Source organism: Bacillus altitudinis 41KF2b, assembly GCF_000691145.1.
In the GTDB taxonomy this organism is placed as follows: domain Bacteria; phylum Bacillota; class Bacilli; order Bacillales; family Bacillaceae; genus Bacillus; species Bacillus altitudinis.
On sequence record NZ_ASJC01000001.1, the window covers coordinates 553,604 to 571,836 of the forward strand.

Genomic DNA, 18,233 nt, shown 5'->3' on the forward strand with positions numbered 1-18,233 from the left:
AGAGATGTCAATCATAGAATTATTTCCTGCCTTTCTTCTCGTTTTCATTCGGATCACCGCTTTTTTTGTGACAGTGCCGCTATTAGCGCATCGAACGATACCAGCAGTTCACAGAGTTGGTTTTTCACTGTTTTTGGCTGTCATTAGTTTTAGCACCATTAAAGAACCGCCAGCACTCGATATCGACGGTCTTTACATGATGCTTGCCGTGAAAGAAGCAATGGTCGGACTTCTTCTTGGACTGATTGCATATATCATGGTGTCCGCAGTTCAAATTGCCGGCTCATTCATCGATTTTCAAATGGGTTTTGCGATCGCCAATATTATTGATCCACATACAGGGGCGCAAACGCCGCTGATGGGGCAGTTTTTTTATACGGTGACCTTGCTGCTGATGCTGGCAACAAATGCACATCATTTGCTGCTTGATGGAATCTATTACAGTTTTCAATATATTCAAGTTGATCAGTATGCGCTGAACTTCGGTAGTGAATCCTTTGCTTACTTTATTGCAAAGAGCTTCAACCAAATGTTCATCATAGCCTTTCAAATCTCAGCACCTGTTGTGGCTAGTTTGTTTTTAGTCGATTTGGCATTAGGAATTGTGGCACGTACAGTTCCGCAAATGAACGTATTTGTCGTTGGACTTCCCATTAAAATGGGCGTGAGTTTTATTATGATCATCATTTGTATGGGTGTCATCTTCGGGGTCGTCCAAAATACATTTGAAACGATTGTGCTCACCATGAGGAATTTCTTAGCATTGGTCGGTGGTTCGTCATGACGACAAGACTTAGACTCGACTTGCAATTTTTCGCAGGTGAAAAAACAGAAAAAGCAACACCGAAAAAGAGACGGGATTCACGTAAAAAAGGACAGGTTGCCAAAAGTACCGACGTCAATACAGCCATCTCATTTCTATTAATCTTTTTATCATTCTTTTTTATTGGGCCTTTTATGAAAGAGCGTATTATTGCGCTCATTGAACGTTTTTATTCAACAACGATGCTAATGAAGGTTAGCACATCTAATATTCACCAGTTATTCTTGGAATTGCTTCAAGAGACAGGTCTCCTCCTCATGCCAATTCTTGGTGTTGGGATGCTTGCAGGGATCATTAGTAACTATTTACAAGTTGGATTTCTCTTTTCAACTGAAGTGATCAAGCCCAAATTAGAAAAGCTTGATCCAATCAAAGGGTTTAAACGAATATACAGTATTCGAGCACTCGTTGAGCTATTAAAATCCATTTTAAAAATTGGTTTTGTTGGTTTTGCAACATTTATCGCTCTATGGATGCACTTTGACGAAATCTTGCGGCTCCCTCTACTCACTGCAGAGGAAACCCTTCATTTCGTGGCAAATATGACCTTGATTATGGGGTTATATGCAGCAGGTGCTCTTCTGATCTTAGCCGGGCTTGACTACATGTATCAGAAATTTGATTATGAAAAAAACTTACGGATGTCTAAACAAGACATCAAAGATGAGTATAAAAAATCAGAGGGTGACCCGCTCATAAAATCAAAAATTAAACAGCGGCAAAGGGAAATGGCCATGAGACGGATGATGCAGGAAGTCCCAAAAGCGGACGTCATCATTACAAACCCGACCCACTACGCAATTGCCTTGAAATATGACGAAGAAAAGATGGACGCGCCGTTTGTTGTGGCAAAGGGAACAGATATTTTGGCTTTGAAAATTAGAACAATTGCGAAAGAACACGATGTTATGACTGTAGAGAACCGGCCGCTCGCCCGTGCCCTCTATGATCAAGTGGATATCAACCAAGCGGTGCCGGAAGAATATTTTAAGGCGATCGCAGAAATTTTGGCTTACGTATATAAAACGAAACAAAAGATTTTATGAATTTTTGGTTTTAAAAGGAGAGAACAGGCATGTCAGCAAGAGATTTATCTGTTTTATTCAGTGTTATTTTAATCGTGGCGATGCTGGTCATACCGTTTCCGCCCGTCCTATTAAGTATTTTAATCATTATTAATATTTCTCTTGCGCTTATCGTGCTTCTCACCACAATGAACATGCAAGAACCACTGCAATTTTCCATTTTTCCATCGTTACTTTTGCTCTTAACACTGTTTCGTTTAGGGCTTAACATCTCTACAACCCGTTCTATTTTATCAACTGGAGATGCTGGTAAGGTTGTCGAAACGTTTGGATCATTTGTTGTTGGGGGCAATATACTTGTTGGTCTGGTTGTCTTCCTTATTCTGATCATCATTCAGTTTGTTGTCATCACCAAAGGGGCAGAGCGTGTATCAGAGGTTGCGGCCAGATTTACACTCGATGCGATGCCAGGTAAACAGATGAGTATTGACGCAGATTTGAATGCAGGAATGCTGACAGAAAGTGAAGCTAGAAATCGCCGTGAAAAAGTAGCAAGAGAAGCAGACTTTTATGGTGCAATGGATGGTGCAAGTAAGTTCGTTAAAGGGGATGCCATCGCAGGTATTATCATCGTTATTATCAATATTATTTTTGGCATCATTATTGGGATGATTCAGCAAGGAATGTCAATTCAAGAATCAGCTTCCCACTTTACTCTTTTAACAGTGGGGGACGGAATTGTGTCGCAAATCCCTGCACTTCTCATCTCAACAGCGACAGGGATTGTTGTCACGAGAGCGGCTTCTAACGGAAACCTTGGTTCAGACATTACGGGTCAGCTCTTTGCCTTCCCTGCCATGCTTTACGTCACAGCAGGCACGATCTTCCTGCTTGGATTGTTTACACCAATTGGCGTACTTTTGACAGGGCCGATCGCAGGTTTACTTGCACTCGGTGCGTACATGATGTCGAAAAACAAACAGGATCAAGAAGAGATTGAAGAAGTACTGGAAGAACAGGCAGAGGTAGAAGAGATGAAAAGTCCAGAAAGCGTCATTCATCTCCTGCAAATGGATGCCATTGAATTTGAATTTGGCTACGGGTTGATCCCGCTTGCAGATGCCAATCAAGGCGGAGACCTGCTAGACCGAATTGTCATGATCAGAAGGCAGCTTGCTCTTGAACTAGGTCTTGTCATTCCAGTTGTCCGTATTCGAGACAACATTGCGCTGAACCCGAATGAATACAGGCTCAAAATAAAAGGGAACGAAGTGGCAAAAGGAGAGCTGCTGCTCGATCATTACTTAGCGATGTCCCCAACGCCTGATGATGATCCGATTGAAGGAATTGAAACAATCGAACCATCCTTTGGTCTGCCGGCAAAATGGATATCAGAAGCAGAAAAAGATCAGGCTGAAATGCTTGGGTATACAGTGGTCGATCCAGCATCTGTTGTGTCTACCCACATCACAGAGAAGATTAGACAAAACACCCATGAACTGCTTGGACGCCAAGAAACGAAGCAATTAATCGATCATCTGAAAGAAAGTTATCCAGTTCTAGTAGATGAGGTAACACCGAATCCACTAGCGGTCGGGGATATCCAAAAAGTACTTGCAAAGCTTCTGAAAGAAAAGGTCTCCATTCGAAACCTTGTGACCATTTTTGAGACCCTTGCAGACTACGGAAAATTAACGACGGATACAGACTTGCTAACAGAGTATGTTAGACAGGCACTTGCAAGACAGATTACTGCACAGTATGCAAGAGAAAATGAATCACTGAAAGTCGTGACATGCTCAGGCCGAGTCGAAAAGGTGATTGCAGACAGCGTGCAGCAAACGGAGCATGGGAACTACTTATCGTTAGATCCAGAATCCTCTGAAAGTGTGATTCAATCAGTGGCGAGAGAAATTGAACAGCTTTCGCTTCGTCAGGAAACGCCGGTTCTATTATGCTCACCTCCTATAAGAATGTACGTCAAACAGTTGTTAGAAAGATATTTCCCAGATTTACCGGTACTATCTTATAACGAACTAGAAGCAAATGTGGAAGTACAGAGCATCGGAGTGGTGGATATCTAATGAAAATGAAAAAAATCACAGCGAATTCTATGCAGGAGGCAACGATCCAAATCAGGCAGCAGCTTGGGAAGGATGCCGTCATATTAAATTCGAAAACCGTTGTCAAACGAAAGCTGTTCGGTTTAAAGAAACAGCAAATGGTCGAAGTGATTGCAGTGCTGGATCAAGATTTTGAAGAAAGAGCCGGTAAAGGATTACAACCAGCAGCTGCGCCTATCCCGGTGTTACCGAAAAAGGAGCAGATTCAACATCTTACGCAAGAGCTGCCGGCTGCCGCTCAAGCCGTTAAAGCAGCGCCTTCTCATTCTCAGCCTTTAGAATATGCAAGAAACGAACGCCATGCCGGGATCTTGCCGGATTCTCTCATGAAAATGGATCAAAAGCTAAAGGATCAAGGTCTTGATGATGAGATTCGAGATGAGTGCTTAAAGGGTCTTTTAACAAAAGGTGCTGTGAAAGAAGAGCAGATTGAAAAAGAACTTGAAAAACTACTCACAGGGATGCTGCCGGCTCACACTTCTGATGAGCCGATGATTCGTTCGAAATACATTGTGTTGTTTGGTTCAACTGGTGCTGGTAAAACGACAACGATTGCAAAGCTTGCTGCGAAAACAGCCATTCAGCAGCAAAAGAAAATTGCTTTTATCACAACAGATACGTACCGGATTGCAGCGATTGAACAACTAAAAACATATGCTGAACTGCTGAATGCACCTCTTGAAGTTTGTTATTCAAGAGAGGACTTTGTGAAAGCACAGCAGACCTTTAAAGACTATGATCATATTTTCATCGATACAGCAGGCCGTAATTTTAAAGAAGAGGCGTATATTAAAGAGCTGACGGATATCATTCCATTTGATGAAAGCATTCAAAGCTTTCTTGTCATGAGTGCGACGTCGAAGTATCAGGATATGAGAGCTATGGTCAAACGTTTTGAACCTGTTCCAATCGATCAATTTATTTTTACAAAAGTTGATGAAACAGACACGATGGGAACGATCTTTCAAATCATTGCAGAATCTCAAATCGGGCTCGGGTTTTTAACAAATGGCCAAAATGTGCCTGAGGATATTCTTGAGAGTTCTCCCCTTGATTTGACAAGGATGGTCTTACAATGATGAAGCCTGACCAAGCCGAAGGTTTAAGAAAGCTTGTTCAGCAGAATCAACTGATTGTACCGAACTCTCTTCGTGCGAATGGACAGGCGAAAACCATTGCTGTCATGAGCGGTAAAGGCGGAGTAGGTAAATCGAATTTGACGCTGAATATGGCACTGTCTATCGCAAGTACGGGCAAGCAAGTGCTCATTATTGATCTCGACTTTGGCATGGGGAATATTGATATTTTACTAGGGAAAACATCGACCAGCTCTATATTAGACGTGCTTGTTAGAAAAAAATCCTTCCAAGCGGCTATGACAAAAGGAACGGACAATTTGTATTACATTTCTGGCGGAAGCGGGCTTGAACAGCTGTTTTCTTTAGACAAAGATCAATGGTCGTTCTTTTTAGAAGAGATGGAGAAAATATTGAATGACTTTGATTGTATATTCTTTGATATGGGTGCAGGATTGTCAAAAGATCAACTCCCTTTTGTCTTATCGGCAGGTGAGGTGGTCGTTGTGACAACGCCAGAACCAACATCCATCATGGATGCCTACAGCGCAATTAAGCACTTAGCCATTCATCAGTTTGAACAGTCTGTTCAAATCATTGTCAACCGGTGTAAAACCCCTTCGGAAGGATCTGAAACGTACCGGAAATTAGCGGGAGTGGTGACGTCATTTCTACACCGAAAGCTTGTGTTTGCTGGTGCGGTACCTGATGATCCTGCTGTTCCTAAAGCAGTCACTGAACAAATACCATTTTATATGAAGCAGCCTCATTCAAGGCTAAGTAAAACCATTAAAATGTTGGCTGAAACACTTTATCATCAGCAGATAAGAGAGGCACAGAGAGAGCAGCATACGTTTATAGATAAGTTGTCCTCTTTTTTTAAAAGGAGGAAAGTGGACTCATGATTAGAGTGCTTGTAGTAGATGACTCGGCTTTTATGAGAAAACTCATCAGTGATTTCCTAAGTGCCGAGCAAGAAATTGAAGTCGTCGGAACGGCGAGAAATGGAGAAGATGCCTTAAAACGGATTAAGGAATTGAATCCAGATGTTGTCACACTTGATGTGGAAATGCCTGTTCTAAATGGAACAGAAGCATTAAAACAAATTCTGGCTGAACACGACCTTGCTGTGATTATGGTGTCAAGCCAGACGAAGCAAGGGAAGGAATTAACCATCCATTGCTTAGAACTCGGTGCTTTTGACTTTGTGACAAAGCCTTCAGGAAGTATTTCGCTCGATTTACACAAAGTAAGAGGTCAAATTGTAGAGCGGGTACTTGCGGCAGGCCTGTCTAGAAAACGTACTGAGAAACAAGTTTCTCCTAAGCCGTTCATGAAGCCGCCAAGTCCAATTCCAGCGGCCGCTCCTCGTCTGCAAGAAGTAAGAAGCGGCTCATCACTCCGAAAGATTATTTCAATCGGAACTTCTACGGGAGGGCCTAGGGCGCTTCAACGAGTCGTCACGAAGCTGCCAAAAGACATAGAGGCGCCGATTTTGATTGTGCAGCATATGCCGGCAGGATTTACGGCATCGCTGGCTACTAGATTAGATTATTTATCACAAATTACGATCAAAGAAGCTCAAGATGGAGACATCGCTAAAAATGGAGTGGCTTACATAGCTCCTGGTGGATTGAATATGTCACTTCATGAACAAGGGGCAGCTTTAGTGATCAGGCTGTCCCCAGAAGACACTGACAGCCGTCACAAACCTTCTGTTAACTATTTATTTGAATCCATCAGCAACATAAAAGGTTACGAGAAAATCGCTGTCATTATGACAGGAATGGGTAGTGACGGCACAGAAGGTGTCAAAAAAATGGTCGCAAGCGGTCATACAAAAGTCATTGCAGAAAAAGAAGAATCATGTGTTGTTTTCGGAATGCCTAAATCAGTCATTAAAGCAGGCCTTGCACATGAAACAAGGCATGTGGATGACATCGCACATGCAATTATAAGCTCCATGAAAAAAGAGAGGGCGTGAACACGTTGGATGTAAACCAATACTTAGATATCTTTTTAGATGAAAGCAGAGAACACTTACAAACTTGTAATGAAAAACTTCTTGAATTAGAAAAGAACCCAACAGACTTGCAGCTAGTGAATGATATATTCAGAGCCGCTCATACACTGAAAGGCATGAGTGCAACGATGGGCTATGATGATATGGCTCAATTAACACATCATTTAGAAAACATGTTTGATGCCATCAGAAACGAACAAATGATTGTCACTCCTGAATCAATGGATACGATGTTTGAAGCACTCGATCACCTTGAAGCAATGGTTCAATCGATTGCAGAGGGCGGGGATGGAAAACGTGATGTCACGGAGATTAGTAAAAAACTAGATGTGACAGGAAGCCATGCAGAAACAGCATCTGCCGTTGAGACTGCTGAAGCATCATCAGCTGCAAGCGACCTAGACTATAACGAATTTGAACGAACAGTTCTTGATGAAGCGAGAGAACAAGGCTTTAAATGTTATGAGCTGAACGTGACATTAAGTGACGCATGCTTATTAAAAGCCGTTCGTGTCTATATGATTTTTGAAAGACTGAACGAAGCAGGAGAAGTTGTCAAAACGGTTCCGAATGCAGAACTTTTAGAATCAGAAGATTTTGAATCTGAATTCAGCATTTCTTACTTATCGAAACAGCCGATGGAAGAAGTGAAAAAAATCGTGACAGCGATCTCAGAGGTTGAACAAGTGGAGATTTCTGAAGTCTCTGCCTTTGAAGAAGTGGCTCCGGCTGAAACAAAAGCAGAGAAACCTGAGCAGAAAAACGAAGAAGTCGCAGCTCCTGCTGCTAAAGCGCCAGCAAACGATGCGCCAAAAGCAAATGGCAATAACGGTGCAGCTGCTGGCGGAACGAAAACGATCCGTGTCAACATCGATCGTCTGGATTCACTTATGAACCTGTTTGAAGAGCTTGTCATTGATAGAGGACGTTTAGAACAAATTGCCAAAGAACTTGAAAACAACGAACTCACGGATACAGTGGAAAGAATGTCCCGTATTTCTGGAGACCTGCAATCGATCATCTTGAACATGAGAATGGTGCCTGTAGAAACGGTGTTTAACAGATTCCCACGTATGATTCGTCAATTGACGAAAGAGCTCAATAAGAAAATTGAACTGATCATTGAAGGTGCTGAGACAGAGCTTGATCGAACAGTGATCGATGAAATTGGCGATCCGCTCTTACACTTACTTAGAAACAGTCTCGATCACGGGATTGAATCACCAGAAGAACGTGTGAAAAAAGGCAAACCAGAAAAAGGAACTGTTCTTTTAAAAGCATATCATAGCGGAAACCATGTCTTCATTGAAGTCGAAGATGATGGCGGCGGGATTAACCGTAAAAAGGTCCTTGAAAAAGCATTAGAGCGCGGGGTTATTACAGAAAGAGAAGCGGAAACGCTTGAAGATCACCAAATTGATTCATTGATCTTTGCAGCAGGGTTCTCTACAGCTGATACGATTTCTGATATCTCGGGCCGAGGTGTAGGTCTTGATGTTGTGAAAAACAAGCTGGAATCATTAGGTGGTTCTGTGAGTATTAACTCAACAGAAGGTCAAGGCTCACTGTTCTCAATTCAGCTTCCACTCACATTATCGATCATTTCCGTACTTCTTGTGAAACTAGAGGAAGAAACATTTGCTATTCCGATTTCTTCTATTATAGAAACGGCTGTCATTAAGAAGAGTGACATCCTTCAAACGCATGATCGTGAAGTCATTGATTTCCGTGGATTTATCGTACCGGTTGTGTACTTGAAGAAACAGTTCAACGTACCAAATGCGAATGATTTAGAAGAAGAACTGCACATTATTGTTGTCCGTAAAGGAGACAAGCTAACAGCATTTGTGGTCGATTCGTTTATCGGTCAGCAAGAGGTTGTATTGAAATCACTTGGAGATTACCTACCAAACGTATTTGCGATATCAGGCGCAACAATCTTAGGTGACGGTCAGGTTGCACTCATCGTTGACTGTAATGCACTGATCAAGTAAAAAACAATAGAGGAGCGGTCTGAAATGAGTACAGATATCAAAACTGGCGAAAAGATGATTGTGTTTATCGTAAACAAAAAAGAATACGCCATTTCAGTATCAGAAGTAAAGTCCATTGAAAAATGGCAGCAGCCGACAAGAGTTCCTGGCGTTGCCCCTTATATATGCGGTGTCATTAATCTACGCGGTGTCGTGACACCTGTCATTGACCTTAGAGTGAGACTTGGATCAACTGACAACGAGATTACAGACGAAACAAGAATGATTATTGTACAAGTTGGTGACATTGAAGTCGGCTGGATTGTTGATGAAGCAAATGATGTCATTACTGTTCATCAGGAAGAGGTAGAATCTTCTACTGATACAGCTGAAAAAGAAGGACTGTCATGGGTGACAGGAATTATTAAGCATGATCAGCGTCTATTCAATATCATTCATGCTGGTGCGGTCCTCGACAAGAGCGTGCAAGATGCACCTGTTCATTAAGGGGGATGTGAGATGAGCATTTTCAATGAAATTAAAGATGAACAGCTAGATATATTAAGCGAGGTTGGGAATATCGGAGCAGGCCATGCAGCGTCTGCTCTTGCCAGCCTATTGAATCGCAAAATTGATATGGCTGTTCCTTTTGTCAAAGTTCTCTCGTTTGAAGATTTAATGGATTTCTTTGGTGGAGCAGACCTTCCAGTTGCCAGTATCTTTTTGCGAATGGAGGGTGATCTTACCGGTTCAATCTTTTTCATTATGCCGTTTGAACAAGCTGAACAATTTGTAAGAGAGCTTGTTCAGGACCCAGCATTTGATATTGATACGATTCATGAACACATGCTAGGAACATCAGCGCTTCATGAGCTAGGAAATATTTTAGCAGGCTCTTATTTATCAGCACTTGCCGATTTAACAAAACTGCAGCTTCACCCAAGCGTTCCAGATGTCACGCTAGACATGTTTGGGGCTGTCATTAGTGAAGGATTAATGCAGTTTAGCCCTCTCGGCGATCAGGCGATTGTGATTGATACATCGATTTTCGATGATCAAAACCAGCAAGAGCTGAAAGGAAATATGTTTCTATTACCAGACTTTGAATCGTTTGAAAAACTGTTCAAAGCATTAGGTAACCTATAATGAACGTGCAGATTCCGGCAGTTGTAAAGGTTGGTATAGCGGATGTTCAGCTTGTGAAAACACCGGACCGTATTCGGACATCCGGTCTCGGTTCTTGCGTAGGACTTGTCCTTTTTGACCAAGAAAAAAAACTGGCAGGACTTGTCCATGTCATGCTTCCAGACTCCTCTCTTTCAAAAGGAGCGGTAGAGAACTTGGCTAAGTATGCAGATACAGGTGTCAAGCATACAATTGATCTGCTCTTAAAAGAAGGAGCGCGCAAACATGCGCTAAAAGCGAAGCTTGCTGGCGGCGCAGAAATGTTTAAATTTAAGTCAACCAATGATCTGATGAGAATTGGACCTAGAAATGTATCAGCTGTAAAAGAACATCTGTCTCTTCATCATATCCCGATCATTAGTGAGGACACGGGCGGAAACAATGGACGCACGATTGAATTCGATCCGCTTACAACAGAACTTGAGATCCGCACTGTGAAACAAGGCATTATGAAGATATAACTAAGGAAGTATAGGGGGAGAAAGATGCAATCCTTAAATTACGAAGATCAGGCGCTATGGGCTAGATGGAAAGAGTGGAAGGACCCAGCTGCTGGAGATGATCTTATGCGCCGCTATATGCCGCTCGTCACATATCATGTTGGAAGAATTTCCATCGGTCTCCCGAAGTCAGTGCACAAAGAAGACTTGATCAGTCTAGGGATGCTCGGTTTATATGATGCCCTTGAAAAATTTGACCCCGGAAGAGATCTGAAGTTTGATACATATGCATCCTTCAGAATTCGCGGGGCCATCATCGACGGTCTTCGTAAAGAGGACTGGCTGCCTCGTACATCAAGAGAAAAAACAAAAAAAGTAGAAGCGGCAATTGAAAAGCTTGAACAGCGATATTTACGAAATGTGACACCAACAGAGGTTGCTGAAGAACTCGGCATGAGTGAACAAGATGTGGTCACAACGATGAATGAAGGGTTCTTTGCGAATTTGCTCTCGATTGATGAGAAGCTGCATGATCAAGAAGACGGAGAAAACGTTCAAGTCATGATTCGCGACGAAAAGACTGTGACACCTGAAGAGAAAATGCTGAAAGATGAATTAATTGAACAGCTTGCCGAAAAAATGACAGAGCTTTCGGAAAAAGAAAAGCTTGTGATTAGTCTTTTCTATAAAGAGGAATTGACGTTAACGGAAATTGGTCAAGTGCTTAATTTATCGACCTCCCGCATTTCGCAAATTCATTCAAAGGCATTGTTCAAGCTTAAGCATCTGCTTGATAAAGCCATTCAATCTTAAAGAGTTAGTGAGTGAAAAAATATGCTATGGCTGATTAGCTTTATGCTTCATGCTGCACTTATTTATTTTGTGATCATTTTATACACGAGAATGAATTCGCTGAAGGCAACAGAACAAAAGCAGCGAGAGCTTTTAGAAGAAACGGAAAATACCCTGGCTGCATTTTTGATGGAAGTCAAAGAAGAGAATGAAAAACTATCAAAAGCTGCAGCCACTTCCCCTGATTTTTCTGCTGAAGAGCTGAAATCGGATCTTCAGACACCAAAGCAGCCACAACCACCAATTGAATCCCAGCAATCGGTAGAAAGTGAAGATCCAGTTCCAGAGCACCTGTCGACTCTCCTTAGCGAAGTTGAGGTGCAGGAAGAGAAGGTAAACGAACCCGTTTCAAGTCTCGAAACAGAAGTTTCTGCGCCTTCTGAAAGTGAAATAGAAGAAACATTTGAGGATCAAGTAAAGGCCTTATATGATCAAGGGCTATCATTAGAAGAAATAGCGAAAGAATTAAAAACGGGCAAGACAGAAATCGAGCTTTTATTAAAATTTAGCGGAAAGCTGTAAAGGATTCTTGATTGTCAGTCCATCATGTGTTATATTATTTCTTGGTGTTAAATACACACGCTTAATGATTCGTATGAAGGTGCTGCCGTGGCGCAGTTTTATGTGAACATGACTTAAGCGGAGGAAAAAAAACCATTATATTAGGAGGCAACAACATGTCAGTTATTTCTATGAAACAATTGCTAGAAGCTGGTGTTCACTTCGGTCACCAAACACGCCGTTGGAACCCAAAAATGAAGCGTTACATCTTTACAGAGCGTAACGGTATCTACATCATCGATCTTCAAAAAACGGTGAAAAAAGTAGAGGAAGCTTACAACTTCACGAAAAACCTTGCTGCTGACGGAGGAAAAATCCTTTTCGTTGGTACGAAAAAGCAAGCACAAGATTCAGTGAAAGAAGAAGCAATCCGTTCTGGTATGTTCTATGTAAACCAACGCTGGCTTGGTGGAACGTTAACAAACTTTGAAACAATCCAAAAACGTATCAAACGTTTAAAAGATATCGAAAAAATGCAAGAAAACGGTACGTTCGAAGTTCTTCCTAAGAAAGAAGTCGTTCAACTGAAAAAAGAATTAGAACGTCTTGAAAAATTCCTAGGCGGAATCAAAGACATGAAGGGTCTTCCAGATGCACTTTTCATTATCGACCCTCGTAAAGAGCGTATTGCAGTTGCAGAAGCTCGTAAATTGAATATCCCAATTATCGGTATCGTTGACACAAACTGTGATCCAGACGAAATTGATGTTGTGATCCCTGCAAACGATGATGCAATCCGTGCTGTAAAACTTCTAACTGCTAAAATGGCAGATGCGATTCTTGAGTCTAAACAAGGCGAAGAAGAAGCTGTTGTAGAAGAAACGACAGAAACTGAAACAACAACTGCGTAACCTATTCAAAAGGTGATAAGAGGGAACTGCCTTTTATCACCTTTTTTTCACCTAGTAATCCGTGTTTTAACATAGAAGGAGGAAATGTAAAATGGCAATTACTGCTCAATTAGTAAAAGAACTGCGTCAAAAAACTGGTGCAGGTATGATGGACTGTAAAAAAGCGTTAACAGAAACTGATGGTGACATCGACAAAGCAATCGATCTTCTAAGAGAAAAAGGGATCGCAAAAGCTGCGAAAAAAGCAGACCGTATTGCGGCAGAAGGATTAACTCTTATTAAAACTGACGGCAACACTGGTGTTATCCTAGAAGTGAACTCTGAGACTGATTTCGTTGCGAAAAACGAAGGATTCCAAAATCTTCTTAACGAACTTGCTGATCATTTACTTGCTGCGAAACCTGCAACAATTGAAGAAGCACATGCTTCTAAAATGGAAAATGGTTCAACAGTTGAAGAACATATTACTTCTGCAATTGCGAAAATCGGAGAAAAAATTACGCTTCGCCGTTTCTCAGTCATCACAAAAGAAGATAACGCTGCATTCGGTTCTTACTTACACATGGGCGGACGCATCGGTGTATTAGCGGTTCTTAACGGAACAACTGATGAAGAGCTTGCGAGAGACATCGCAATGCACGTTGCTGCTGTAAACCCTAAATACATTTCTCGTGACCAAGTGTCTGAAGAAGAAGCAAACCGTGAGCGTGAAGTATTAACACAACAAGCGCTTCAAGAAGGAAAGCCTGAAAATATCGTTGCTAAAATGGTAGAAGGCCGTCTAAACAAATTCTTCGAAGAAATTTGCTTACTTGACCAAGCATTCGTTAAAAACCCAGATGAAAAAGTGAAACAAGTTGTAGGTGCGAAAAACGCAACTGTTCAAACTTATGTTCGCTATGAAGTGGGCGAAGGTATCGAAAAACGTCAAGACAACTTTGCTGAAGAAGTTATGAGCCAAGTGAAAAAATAATGTTTGAAAAGCTCTCTGGGGCTTTTTTAGGGAGCACAAGCACTGTGTTCCCTATTTTTTAGAGGATATTGATTTACAAAAGGCGGTTTCTTACGCATAATAAGAGACGGTATAGTTTACACTTGGAGGTTATCATGAGCAAACCGAAATATAATCGCATTGTACTGAAGCTAAGTGGAGAAGCACTAGCTGGTGATGCTGGAAATGGAATTAACCCAACTGTCATTCAATCAATTGCAAAGCAAGTAAAAGAAATTGCAGAACTTGATGTTGAAGTTGCAGTCGTTGTAGGTGGAGGAAACCTTTGGCGTGGTAAGACAGGCAGTGACTTAGGAATGGACCGGGCAACAGCAGACTATATGGGGATGCTTGCAACAGTGATGAATTCATTGGCATTACAAGACAGCCTAGAAACGCTTGGCATTCAGTCTAGAGTACAAACCTCTATCGAGATGAGACAGGTTGCAGAGCCATACATAAGAAGAAAAGCGATCCGTCACCTTGAGAAGAAACGTGTCGTGATTTTTGCTGCAGGTACTGGTAACCCTTATTTCTCTACTGATACAACAGCAGCACTTCGTGCAGCTGAAATTGAAGCAGATGTCATTTTAATGGCGAAAAACAATGTAGACGGTGTCTACAGTGCTGATCCTCGTACAGATGCGGATGCAGTAAAATATGATAAGCTTTCATATCTTGATGTACTAAAAGAAGGGCTTGCTGTAATGGATTCTACTGCGTCCTCATTATGTATGGACAATGACATTCCATTAATCGTCTTCTCTATTATGGAAGAAGGTAATATTAAACGTGCCGTCAATGGCGAATCAATCGGAACGATCGTGAGGGGGAAATAACGTGTCAAAAGAAGTGTTGAACCAAACAAAAGAAAAAATGGAAAAAGCCGTTCAAGCATACGGACGTGAACTAGCAACTGTCCGTGCGGGCAGAGCAAATGCTTCCCTTTTAGACAAAGTAACAGTGGATTACTATGGTGCGCAAACACCACTAAACCAAATTGCGTCAATTACAGTGCCAGAAGCACGTATGCTGATTATCACACCTTACGATAAAACAGCGATCGGTGATATCGAAAAGGCGATCCAAAAGTCTGATCTTGGTATCACACCAACAAGTGACGGAAACGTGATCCGTATTGCGATCCCAGCACTAACAGAAGAAAGACGTAAAGAACTTGTAAAAGTTGTGAGAAAATACTCAGAAGAAGCAAAAGTAGCTGTTCGTAACGTTCGTCGTGATGCAAACGATGAATTGAAAAAGCTAGAGAAAAATGGGGAGATCACTGAAGATGAATTAAGATCATCTACAGAGGATGTTCAAAAATTGACAGATGAATATGTCGCTAAAATTGATGAAGTGACAAAAGATAAAGAAAAAGAAATCATGGAAGTTTAAGAAAAAACTATGTACAATAGATAATAGTGAAAAGACCCTCTTCATGTTTACAGGGGGTTTTTTTGTTAATACTGTTGAGGACTATATTATTAGCGGGAACGCAACCTTTTTGGGTGATGGAGGAATCTCATGCTCAATATACTCAAAAATTGGAAGAATCAGCAAACAGCAGCTTCCAACTTAGAAAGCCTGACAAAAGAAGACATATTAAATGGAGAAATTCCTGAACATATCGCCATTATCATGGATGGGAATGGAAGATGGGCGAAGAAACGTGCGCTTCCACGGGTAGCAGGACATCATGAAGGAATGAAAGTTGTCAAGCGCATGACCAAGCTTGCAAATGAGCTGAATGTCAAAGTGCTGACTTTGTATGCTTTCTCTACAGAAAATTGGAAACGTCCAAAACTAGAAGTAGACTTTTTAATGAAGCTTCCTGAAGAGTTTCTAAACATCTATCTGCCTGAACTCATCGAGGAAAATGTCCGTGTACGTTTAACAGGTGATCCAGACGGCCTCCCGCAGCATACGAAAAAAGCGGTAGAGAACGCAGTGAAGAGTACGGCGAATAATGACGGACTCATTTTAAATTTTGCGCTCAATTATGGAGGACGGACAGAAATTATTTCTGCATGCAGACAAATTTCTGAAAAAGTCAAAGAAGGCAAGCTTCGAGCAGAAGACATCACAGAAGAGATGTTTTCAGCTTATTTAATGACAGAATCTCTTCAAGATCCGGATTTGCTTATTCGTACGAGTGGAGAAATTAGATTAAGCAACTTTATGCTTTGGCAAATTGCATACAGCGAGTTTGTCTTTACGGATGTGCTTTGGCCTGACTTTTCTGATGAGCATCTCATAGGCGCTATCGGAGAGTACCAGCGCCGCGGCCGGAGGTTCGGTGGAATTTAGAGGGTGGTGCAGATGAAACAAAGAATTTTGACGGGTGTTCTGGCAGCTGCAGTGTTTTTACTTGCAGTGATTTATGGACAAATGCCATTTACCCTGCTGATTTATTTAATGGGAAGTGTCGCTCTCTTTGAGCTTCTTAGAATGAAAAAGATTTCGATTTTCAGCTTTCCTGGCATTGTCAGCTTAATATTGCTTTGGCTTTTAATGGGCGGAGAAAATAGCTTCTTCCCGAACGTAGACGCATCAAAAATGCAGATTGCTTTATTTGCAGTCTTAATCCTTTTAACTTATACAGTTCTGAGTAAAAACTCTTTCACATTCGATGAGGTTGCTTTTGTTATATTAGCCACATTATATATTGGCGTTAGTTTCTATTATTTTATTCAAATTAGAGGCTTGTATGGCATGAGTGCGATCTTCTTCGCAGCGGTGATTATTTGGTCCACTGACTCAGGTGCCTATTTTATTGGGAAATCTATGGGGAAACGAAAGCTTTGGCCAGAGATTAGCCCAAACAAAACAGTAGAAGGATTTATCGGCGGAATCGTCACAGCGGTCGTGCTGTCACTTGTGTTCCAGGCGGTTACAGGATTTTTGCCATCATATCTGCTTGTTATGTTTATTACTCTTTTGCTCAGTATTTTTGGACAGCTTGGCGACCTTGTGGAATCTGCTTTAAAGCGTCATTACCATGTGAAGGATTCAGGGACAATACTCCCAGGTCATGGCGGAATTTTGGACAGGTTTGACAGCTTTTTATTCGTTCTGCCGTTTTTATATTTATTGCTGGCCACGTTTGCTAGCTAACCTCATAGAAACTAATTGAACGAGAGAAGGAGTGGCAATTTGAAATATATTTCGCTATTAGGCGCAACAGGATCGATTGGAGAACAAACATTAGATGTGATCAGGCAGCATCCAGACAAATTCAAGTTGAAAGCGATGACGTTTGGCAGAAATATAGACAAGGCCATCCCTATCATTGAACAATTTCAGCCTGAATTTGTTGGATGTGTAGACGAAGCGACCTATCGCACGTTAAAAGGTCATTCATTTCAATACGATGTTAAAATGGCTGCGGGTGATGAAGCGAACATCGAAGCAGCGACCTATGATGCAGTGGATGTTGTGGTCAATGCACTGGTAGGAAGTGTCGGACTTGTGCCGACATTAAAAGCCATTGAACAAAAAAAGACGATCGCACTTGCAAATAAGGAAACACTTGTGACAGCTGGTCATATAGTAAAAGAGTACGCCAAAAAGTATGACGTGCCTTTACTTCCTGTCGATAGTGAACACTCCGCTATTTTTCAATCCTTGCAAGGTGAACAAGCTAAAAACATTGAACGCTTAATCGTCACAGCTTCAGGCGGCAGTTTTCGAGATAAAAAACGCACGGAGCTTGAAGGTGTAACGGTTGAAGAAGCGCTGAATCATCCGAACTGGTCCATGGGCGCAAAAATCACGATTGATTCAGCGACCATGATGAATAAGGGGCTTGAGGTGATTGAGGCGCATTGGCTGTTTGATATCCCATACGATCAAATTGATGTGCTGTTACATAAAGAGAGCATCATCCATTCCATGGTGGAATTCCATGACAAAAGTGTCATGGCTCAGTTAGGTACACCTGACATGAGGGTTCCGATTCAATACGCGCTCACTTACCCTGATAGAGCGCCATTAAAAGAAGCGAAATCATTAAACCTTTGGGAGATTGGACAATTAAATTTCCAAAAAGCGGATTTTGACAGGTATCGCTGCTTACATTTTGCTTATGAATCAGGTAAAATAGGAGGGACAATGCCTACTGTGCTTAATGCAGCCAATGAAATAGCTGTTGATGCATTTCTAAAAGGCAAAGTAACGTTCCTGCAAATTGAAGAATTGATTGAAAAGGCACTGAACAGACATCATGTGATTTCAACGCCTAGTTTGCAAGATATCCATGAAGTGGACAAAGATACACGAGACTTTGTTCAATCAATCCTCGCATAAGG

General features: G+C 41.6%; 19 protein-coding genes. All 19 read left to right on the plus strand.

Annotation, left to right across the window (positions count from 1 at the left end):
* The first annotated feature begins 4 nt into the window (after window positions 1-4).
* The 19 genes from fliR to dxr all read left to right on the plus strand — a co-directional run bounded on the left by fliR (window position 5) and on the right by dxr (window position 18,231).
* On the plus strand, window positions 5-784 hold the full coding sequence (gene fliR, locus BA79_RS02865; protein ID WP_035700752.1) for a flagellar biosynthetic protein FliR: 780 nt from the start codon (window positions 5-7) through the stop codon (window positions 782-784).
* Window positions 781-1,869 carry a flagellar biosynthesis protein FlhB gene (flhB, locus tag BA79_RS02870; RefSeq protein ID WP_007499576.1) on the plus strand — a complete coding sequence of 363 codons (1,089 nt, stop codon included), beginning with the start codon at window positions 781-783 and terminating at the stop codon, window positions 1,867-1,869. Before fliR ends, flhB begins: the two co-directional genes overlap by 4 nt.
* Before the next feature lie 29 nt (window positions 1,870-1,898).
* Window positions 1,899-3,932, plus strand: coding sequence for a flagellar biosynthesis protein FlhA (flhA, locus tag BA79_RS02875; RefSeq protein WP_007499573.1), 2,034 nt, complete (start codon window positions 1,899-1,901; stop codon window positions 3,930-3,932).
* On the plus strand, window positions 3,932-5,050 hold the full coding sequence (gene flhF / locus BA79_RS02880; protein ID WP_035700755.1) for a flagellar biosynthesis GTPase FlhF: 1,119 nt from the start codon (window positions 3,932-3,934) through the stop codon (window positions 5,048-5,050). Before flhA ends, flhF begins: the two co-directional genes overlap by 1 nt.
* Window positions 5,047-5,952, plus strand: a complete 906-nt coding sequence (locus BA79_RS02885) for a MinD/ParA family protein (protein WP_017359082.1) — start codon at window positions 5,047-5,049, stop codon at window positions 5,950-5,952. The genes flhF and BA79_RS02885 overlap by 4 nt, the downstream gene beginning before the upstream one ends.
* Window positions 5,949-7,031 (plus strand): protein-glutamate methylesterase/protein-glutamine glutaminase, encoded by a 1,083-nt coding sequence (locus BA79_RS02890; RefSeq protein WP_035700758.1) that lies wholly within the window; start codon window positions 5,949-5,951, stop codon window positions 7,029-7,031. Before BA79_RS02885 ends, BA79_RS02890 begins: the two co-directional genes overlap by 4 nt.
* Before the next feature lie 5 nt (window positions 7,032-7,036).
* Entirely contained in the window at window positions 7,037-9,064 is a 2,028-nt protein-coding gene (locus tag BA79_RS02895; protein WP_035700761.1) for a chemotaxis protein CheA, read from the plus strand.
* A gap of 24 nt (window positions 9,065-9,088) precedes the next feature.
* The gene (locus tag BA79_RS02900; protein ID WP_007499568.1) at window positions 9,089-9,550 is read left to right on the plus strand and encodes a chemotaxis protein CheW; all 462 of its coding nucleotides are present in this window, start codon (window positions 9,089-9,091) and stop codon (window positions 9,548-9,550) included.
* A 12-nt stretch (window positions 9,551-9,562) separates the two neighbouring features.
* Window positions 9,563-10,189: a chemotaxis protein CheC gene (locus tag BA79_RS02905; RefSeq protein WP_007499567.1), complete on the plus strand. Its 627-nt coding sequence runs from the start codon at window positions 9,563-9,565 to the stop codon at window positions 10,187-10,189.
* Window positions 10,189-10,689, plus strand: a complete 501-nt coding sequence (locus BA79_RS02910) for a chemotaxis protein CheD (RefSeq protein ID WP_007499566.1) — start codon at window positions 10,189-10,191, stop codon at window positions 10,687-10,689. Before BA79_RS02905 ends, BA79_RS02910 begins: the two co-directional genes overlap by 1 nt.
* A gap of 24 nt (window positions 10,690-10,713) precedes the next feature.
* Window positions 10,714-11,481 carry a FliA/WhiG family RNA polymerase sigma factor gene (locus BA79_RS02915; RefSeq protein WP_007499565.1) on the plus strand — a complete coding sequence of 256 codons (768 nt, stop codon included), beginning with the start codon at window positions 10,714-10,716 and terminating at the stop codon, window positions 11,479-11,481.
* A 21-nt stretch (window positions 11,482-11,502) separates the two neighbouring features.
* On the plus strand, window positions 11,503-12,042 hold the full coding sequence (locus BA79_RS02920) for a hypothetical protein (RefSeq protein ID WP_035700765.1): 540 nt from the start codon (window positions 11,503-11,505) through the stop codon (window positions 12,040-12,042).
* 155 nt (window positions 12,043-12,197) lie between these two features.
* On the plus strand, window positions 12,198-12,932 hold the full coding sequence (gene rpsB / locus BA79_RS02925; RefSeq protein ID WP_007499561.1) for a 30S ribosomal protein S2: 735 nt from the start codon (window positions 12,198-12,200) through the stop codon (window positions 12,930-12,932).
* 91 nt (window positions 12,933-13,023) lie between these two features.
* Window positions 13,024-13,905, plus strand: a complete 882-nt coding sequence (gene tsf, locus BA79_RS02930; RefSeq protein WP_007499558.1) for a translation elongation factor Ts — start codon at window positions 13,024-13,026, stop codon at window positions 13,903-13,905.
* 134 nt (window positions 13,906-14,039) lie between these two features.
* Complete coding sequence (pyrH, locus tag BA79_RS02935; protein ID WP_008344767.1) at window positions 14,040-14,762, plus strand: UMP kinase; 723 nt, start codon at window positions 14,040-14,042, stop codon at window positions 14,760-14,762.
* 1 nt (window position 14,763) lies between these two features.
* Window positions 14,764-15,321 (plus strand): ribosome recycling factor, encoded by a 558-nt coding sequence (gene frr / locus BA79_RS02940; RefSeq protein WP_008344764.1) that lies wholly within the window; start codon window positions 14,764-14,766, stop codon window positions 15,319-15,321.
* A gap of 129 nt (window positions 15,322-15,450) precedes the next feature.
* A complete protein-coding gene (gene uppS, locus BA79_RS02945) occupies window positions 15,451-16,233 on the plus strand; it encodes an undecaprenyl pyrophosphate synthase (protein ID WP_007499552.1) in 783 nt (260 codons plus the stop codon).
* Window positions 16,234-16,245: 12 nt separating this feature from the next.
* A complete protein-coding gene (locus BA79_RS02950; protein WP_007499550.1) occupies window positions 16,246-17,040 on the plus strand; it encodes a phosphatidate cytidylyltransferase in 795 nt (264 codons plus the stop codon).
* A 39-nt stretch (window positions 17,041-17,079) separates the two neighbouring features.
* Window positions 17,080-18,231 carry a 1-deoxy-D-xylulose-5-phosphate reductoisomerase gene (gene dxr, locus BA79_RS02955; protein ID WP_017359078.1) on the plus strand — a complete coding sequence of 384 codons (1,152 nt, stop codon included), beginning with the start codon at window positions 17,080-17,082 and terminating at the stop codon, window positions 18,229-18,231.
* The last annotated feature ends 2 nt before the right edge of the window (window positions 18,232-18,233 follow it).

Excerpts from the sequence above, each read along its gene's own strand:
- fliR (WP_035700752.1), top strand. The coding sequence starts at position 5 with ATGTCAATCATAGAATTATTTCCTGCCTTTCTTCTCGTTTTCATTCGG.
- flhB (WP_007499576.1), top strand. The coding sequence starts at position 781 with ATGACGACAAGACTTAGACTCGACTTGCAATTTTTCGCAGGTGAAAAA.
- flhA (WP_007499573.1), top strand. The coding sequence starts at position 1,899 with ATGTCAGCAAGAGATTTATCTGTTTTATTCAGTGTTATTTTAATCGTG.
- flhF (WP_035700755.1), top strand. The coding sequence starts at position 3,932 with ATGAAAATGAAAAAAATCACAGCGAATTCTATGCAGGAGGCAACGATC.
- BA79_RS02885 (WP_017359082.1), top strand. The coding sequence starts at position 5,047 with ATGATGAAGCCTGACCAAGCCGAAGGTTTAAGAAAGCTTGTTCAGCAG.
- BA79_RS02890 (WP_035700758.1), top strand. The coding sequence starts at position 5,949 with ATGATTAGAGTGCTTGTAGTAGATGACTCGGCTTTTATGAGAAAACTC.
- BA79_RS02900 (WP_007499568.1), top strand. The coding sequence starts at position 9,089 with ATGAGTACAGATATCAAAACTGGCGAAAAGATGATTGTGTTTATCGTA.
- BA79_RS02905 (WP_007499567.1), top strand. The coding sequence starts at position 9,563 with ATGAGCATTTTCAATGAAATTAAAGATGAACAGCTAGATATATTAAGC.
- BA79_RS02910 (WP_007499566.1), top strand. The coding sequence starts at position 10,189 with ATGAACGTGCAGATTCCGGCAGTTGTAAAGGTTGGTATAGCGGATGTT.
- BA79_RS02915 (WP_007499565.1), top strand. The coding sequence starts at position 10,714 with ATGCAATCCTTAAATTACGAAGATCAGGCGCTATGGGCTAGATGGAAA.
- BA79_RS02920 (WP_035700765.1), top strand. The coding sequence starts at position 11,503 with ATGCTATGGCTGATTAGCTTTATGCTTCATGCTGCACTTATTTATTTT.
- rpsB (WP_007499561.1), top strand. The coding sequence starts at position 12,198 with ATGTCAGTTATTTCTATGAAACAATTGCTAGAAGCTGGTGTTCACTTC.
- tsf (WP_007499558.1), top strand. The coding sequence starts at position 13,024 with ATGGCAATTACTGCTCAATTAGTAAAAGAACTGCGTCAAAAAACTGGT.
- pyrH (WP_008344767.1), top strand. The coding sequence starts at position 14,040 with ATGAGCAAACCGAAATATAATCGCATTGTACTGAAGCTAAGTGGAGAA.
- uppS (WP_007499552.1), top strand. The coding sequence starts at position 15,451 with ATGCTCAATATACTCAAAAATTGGAAGAATCAGCAAACAGCAGCTTCC.
- BA79_RS02950 (WP_007499550.1), top strand. The coding sequence starts at position 16,246 with ATGAAACAAAGAATTTTGACGGGTGTTCTGGCAGCTGCAGTGTTTTTA.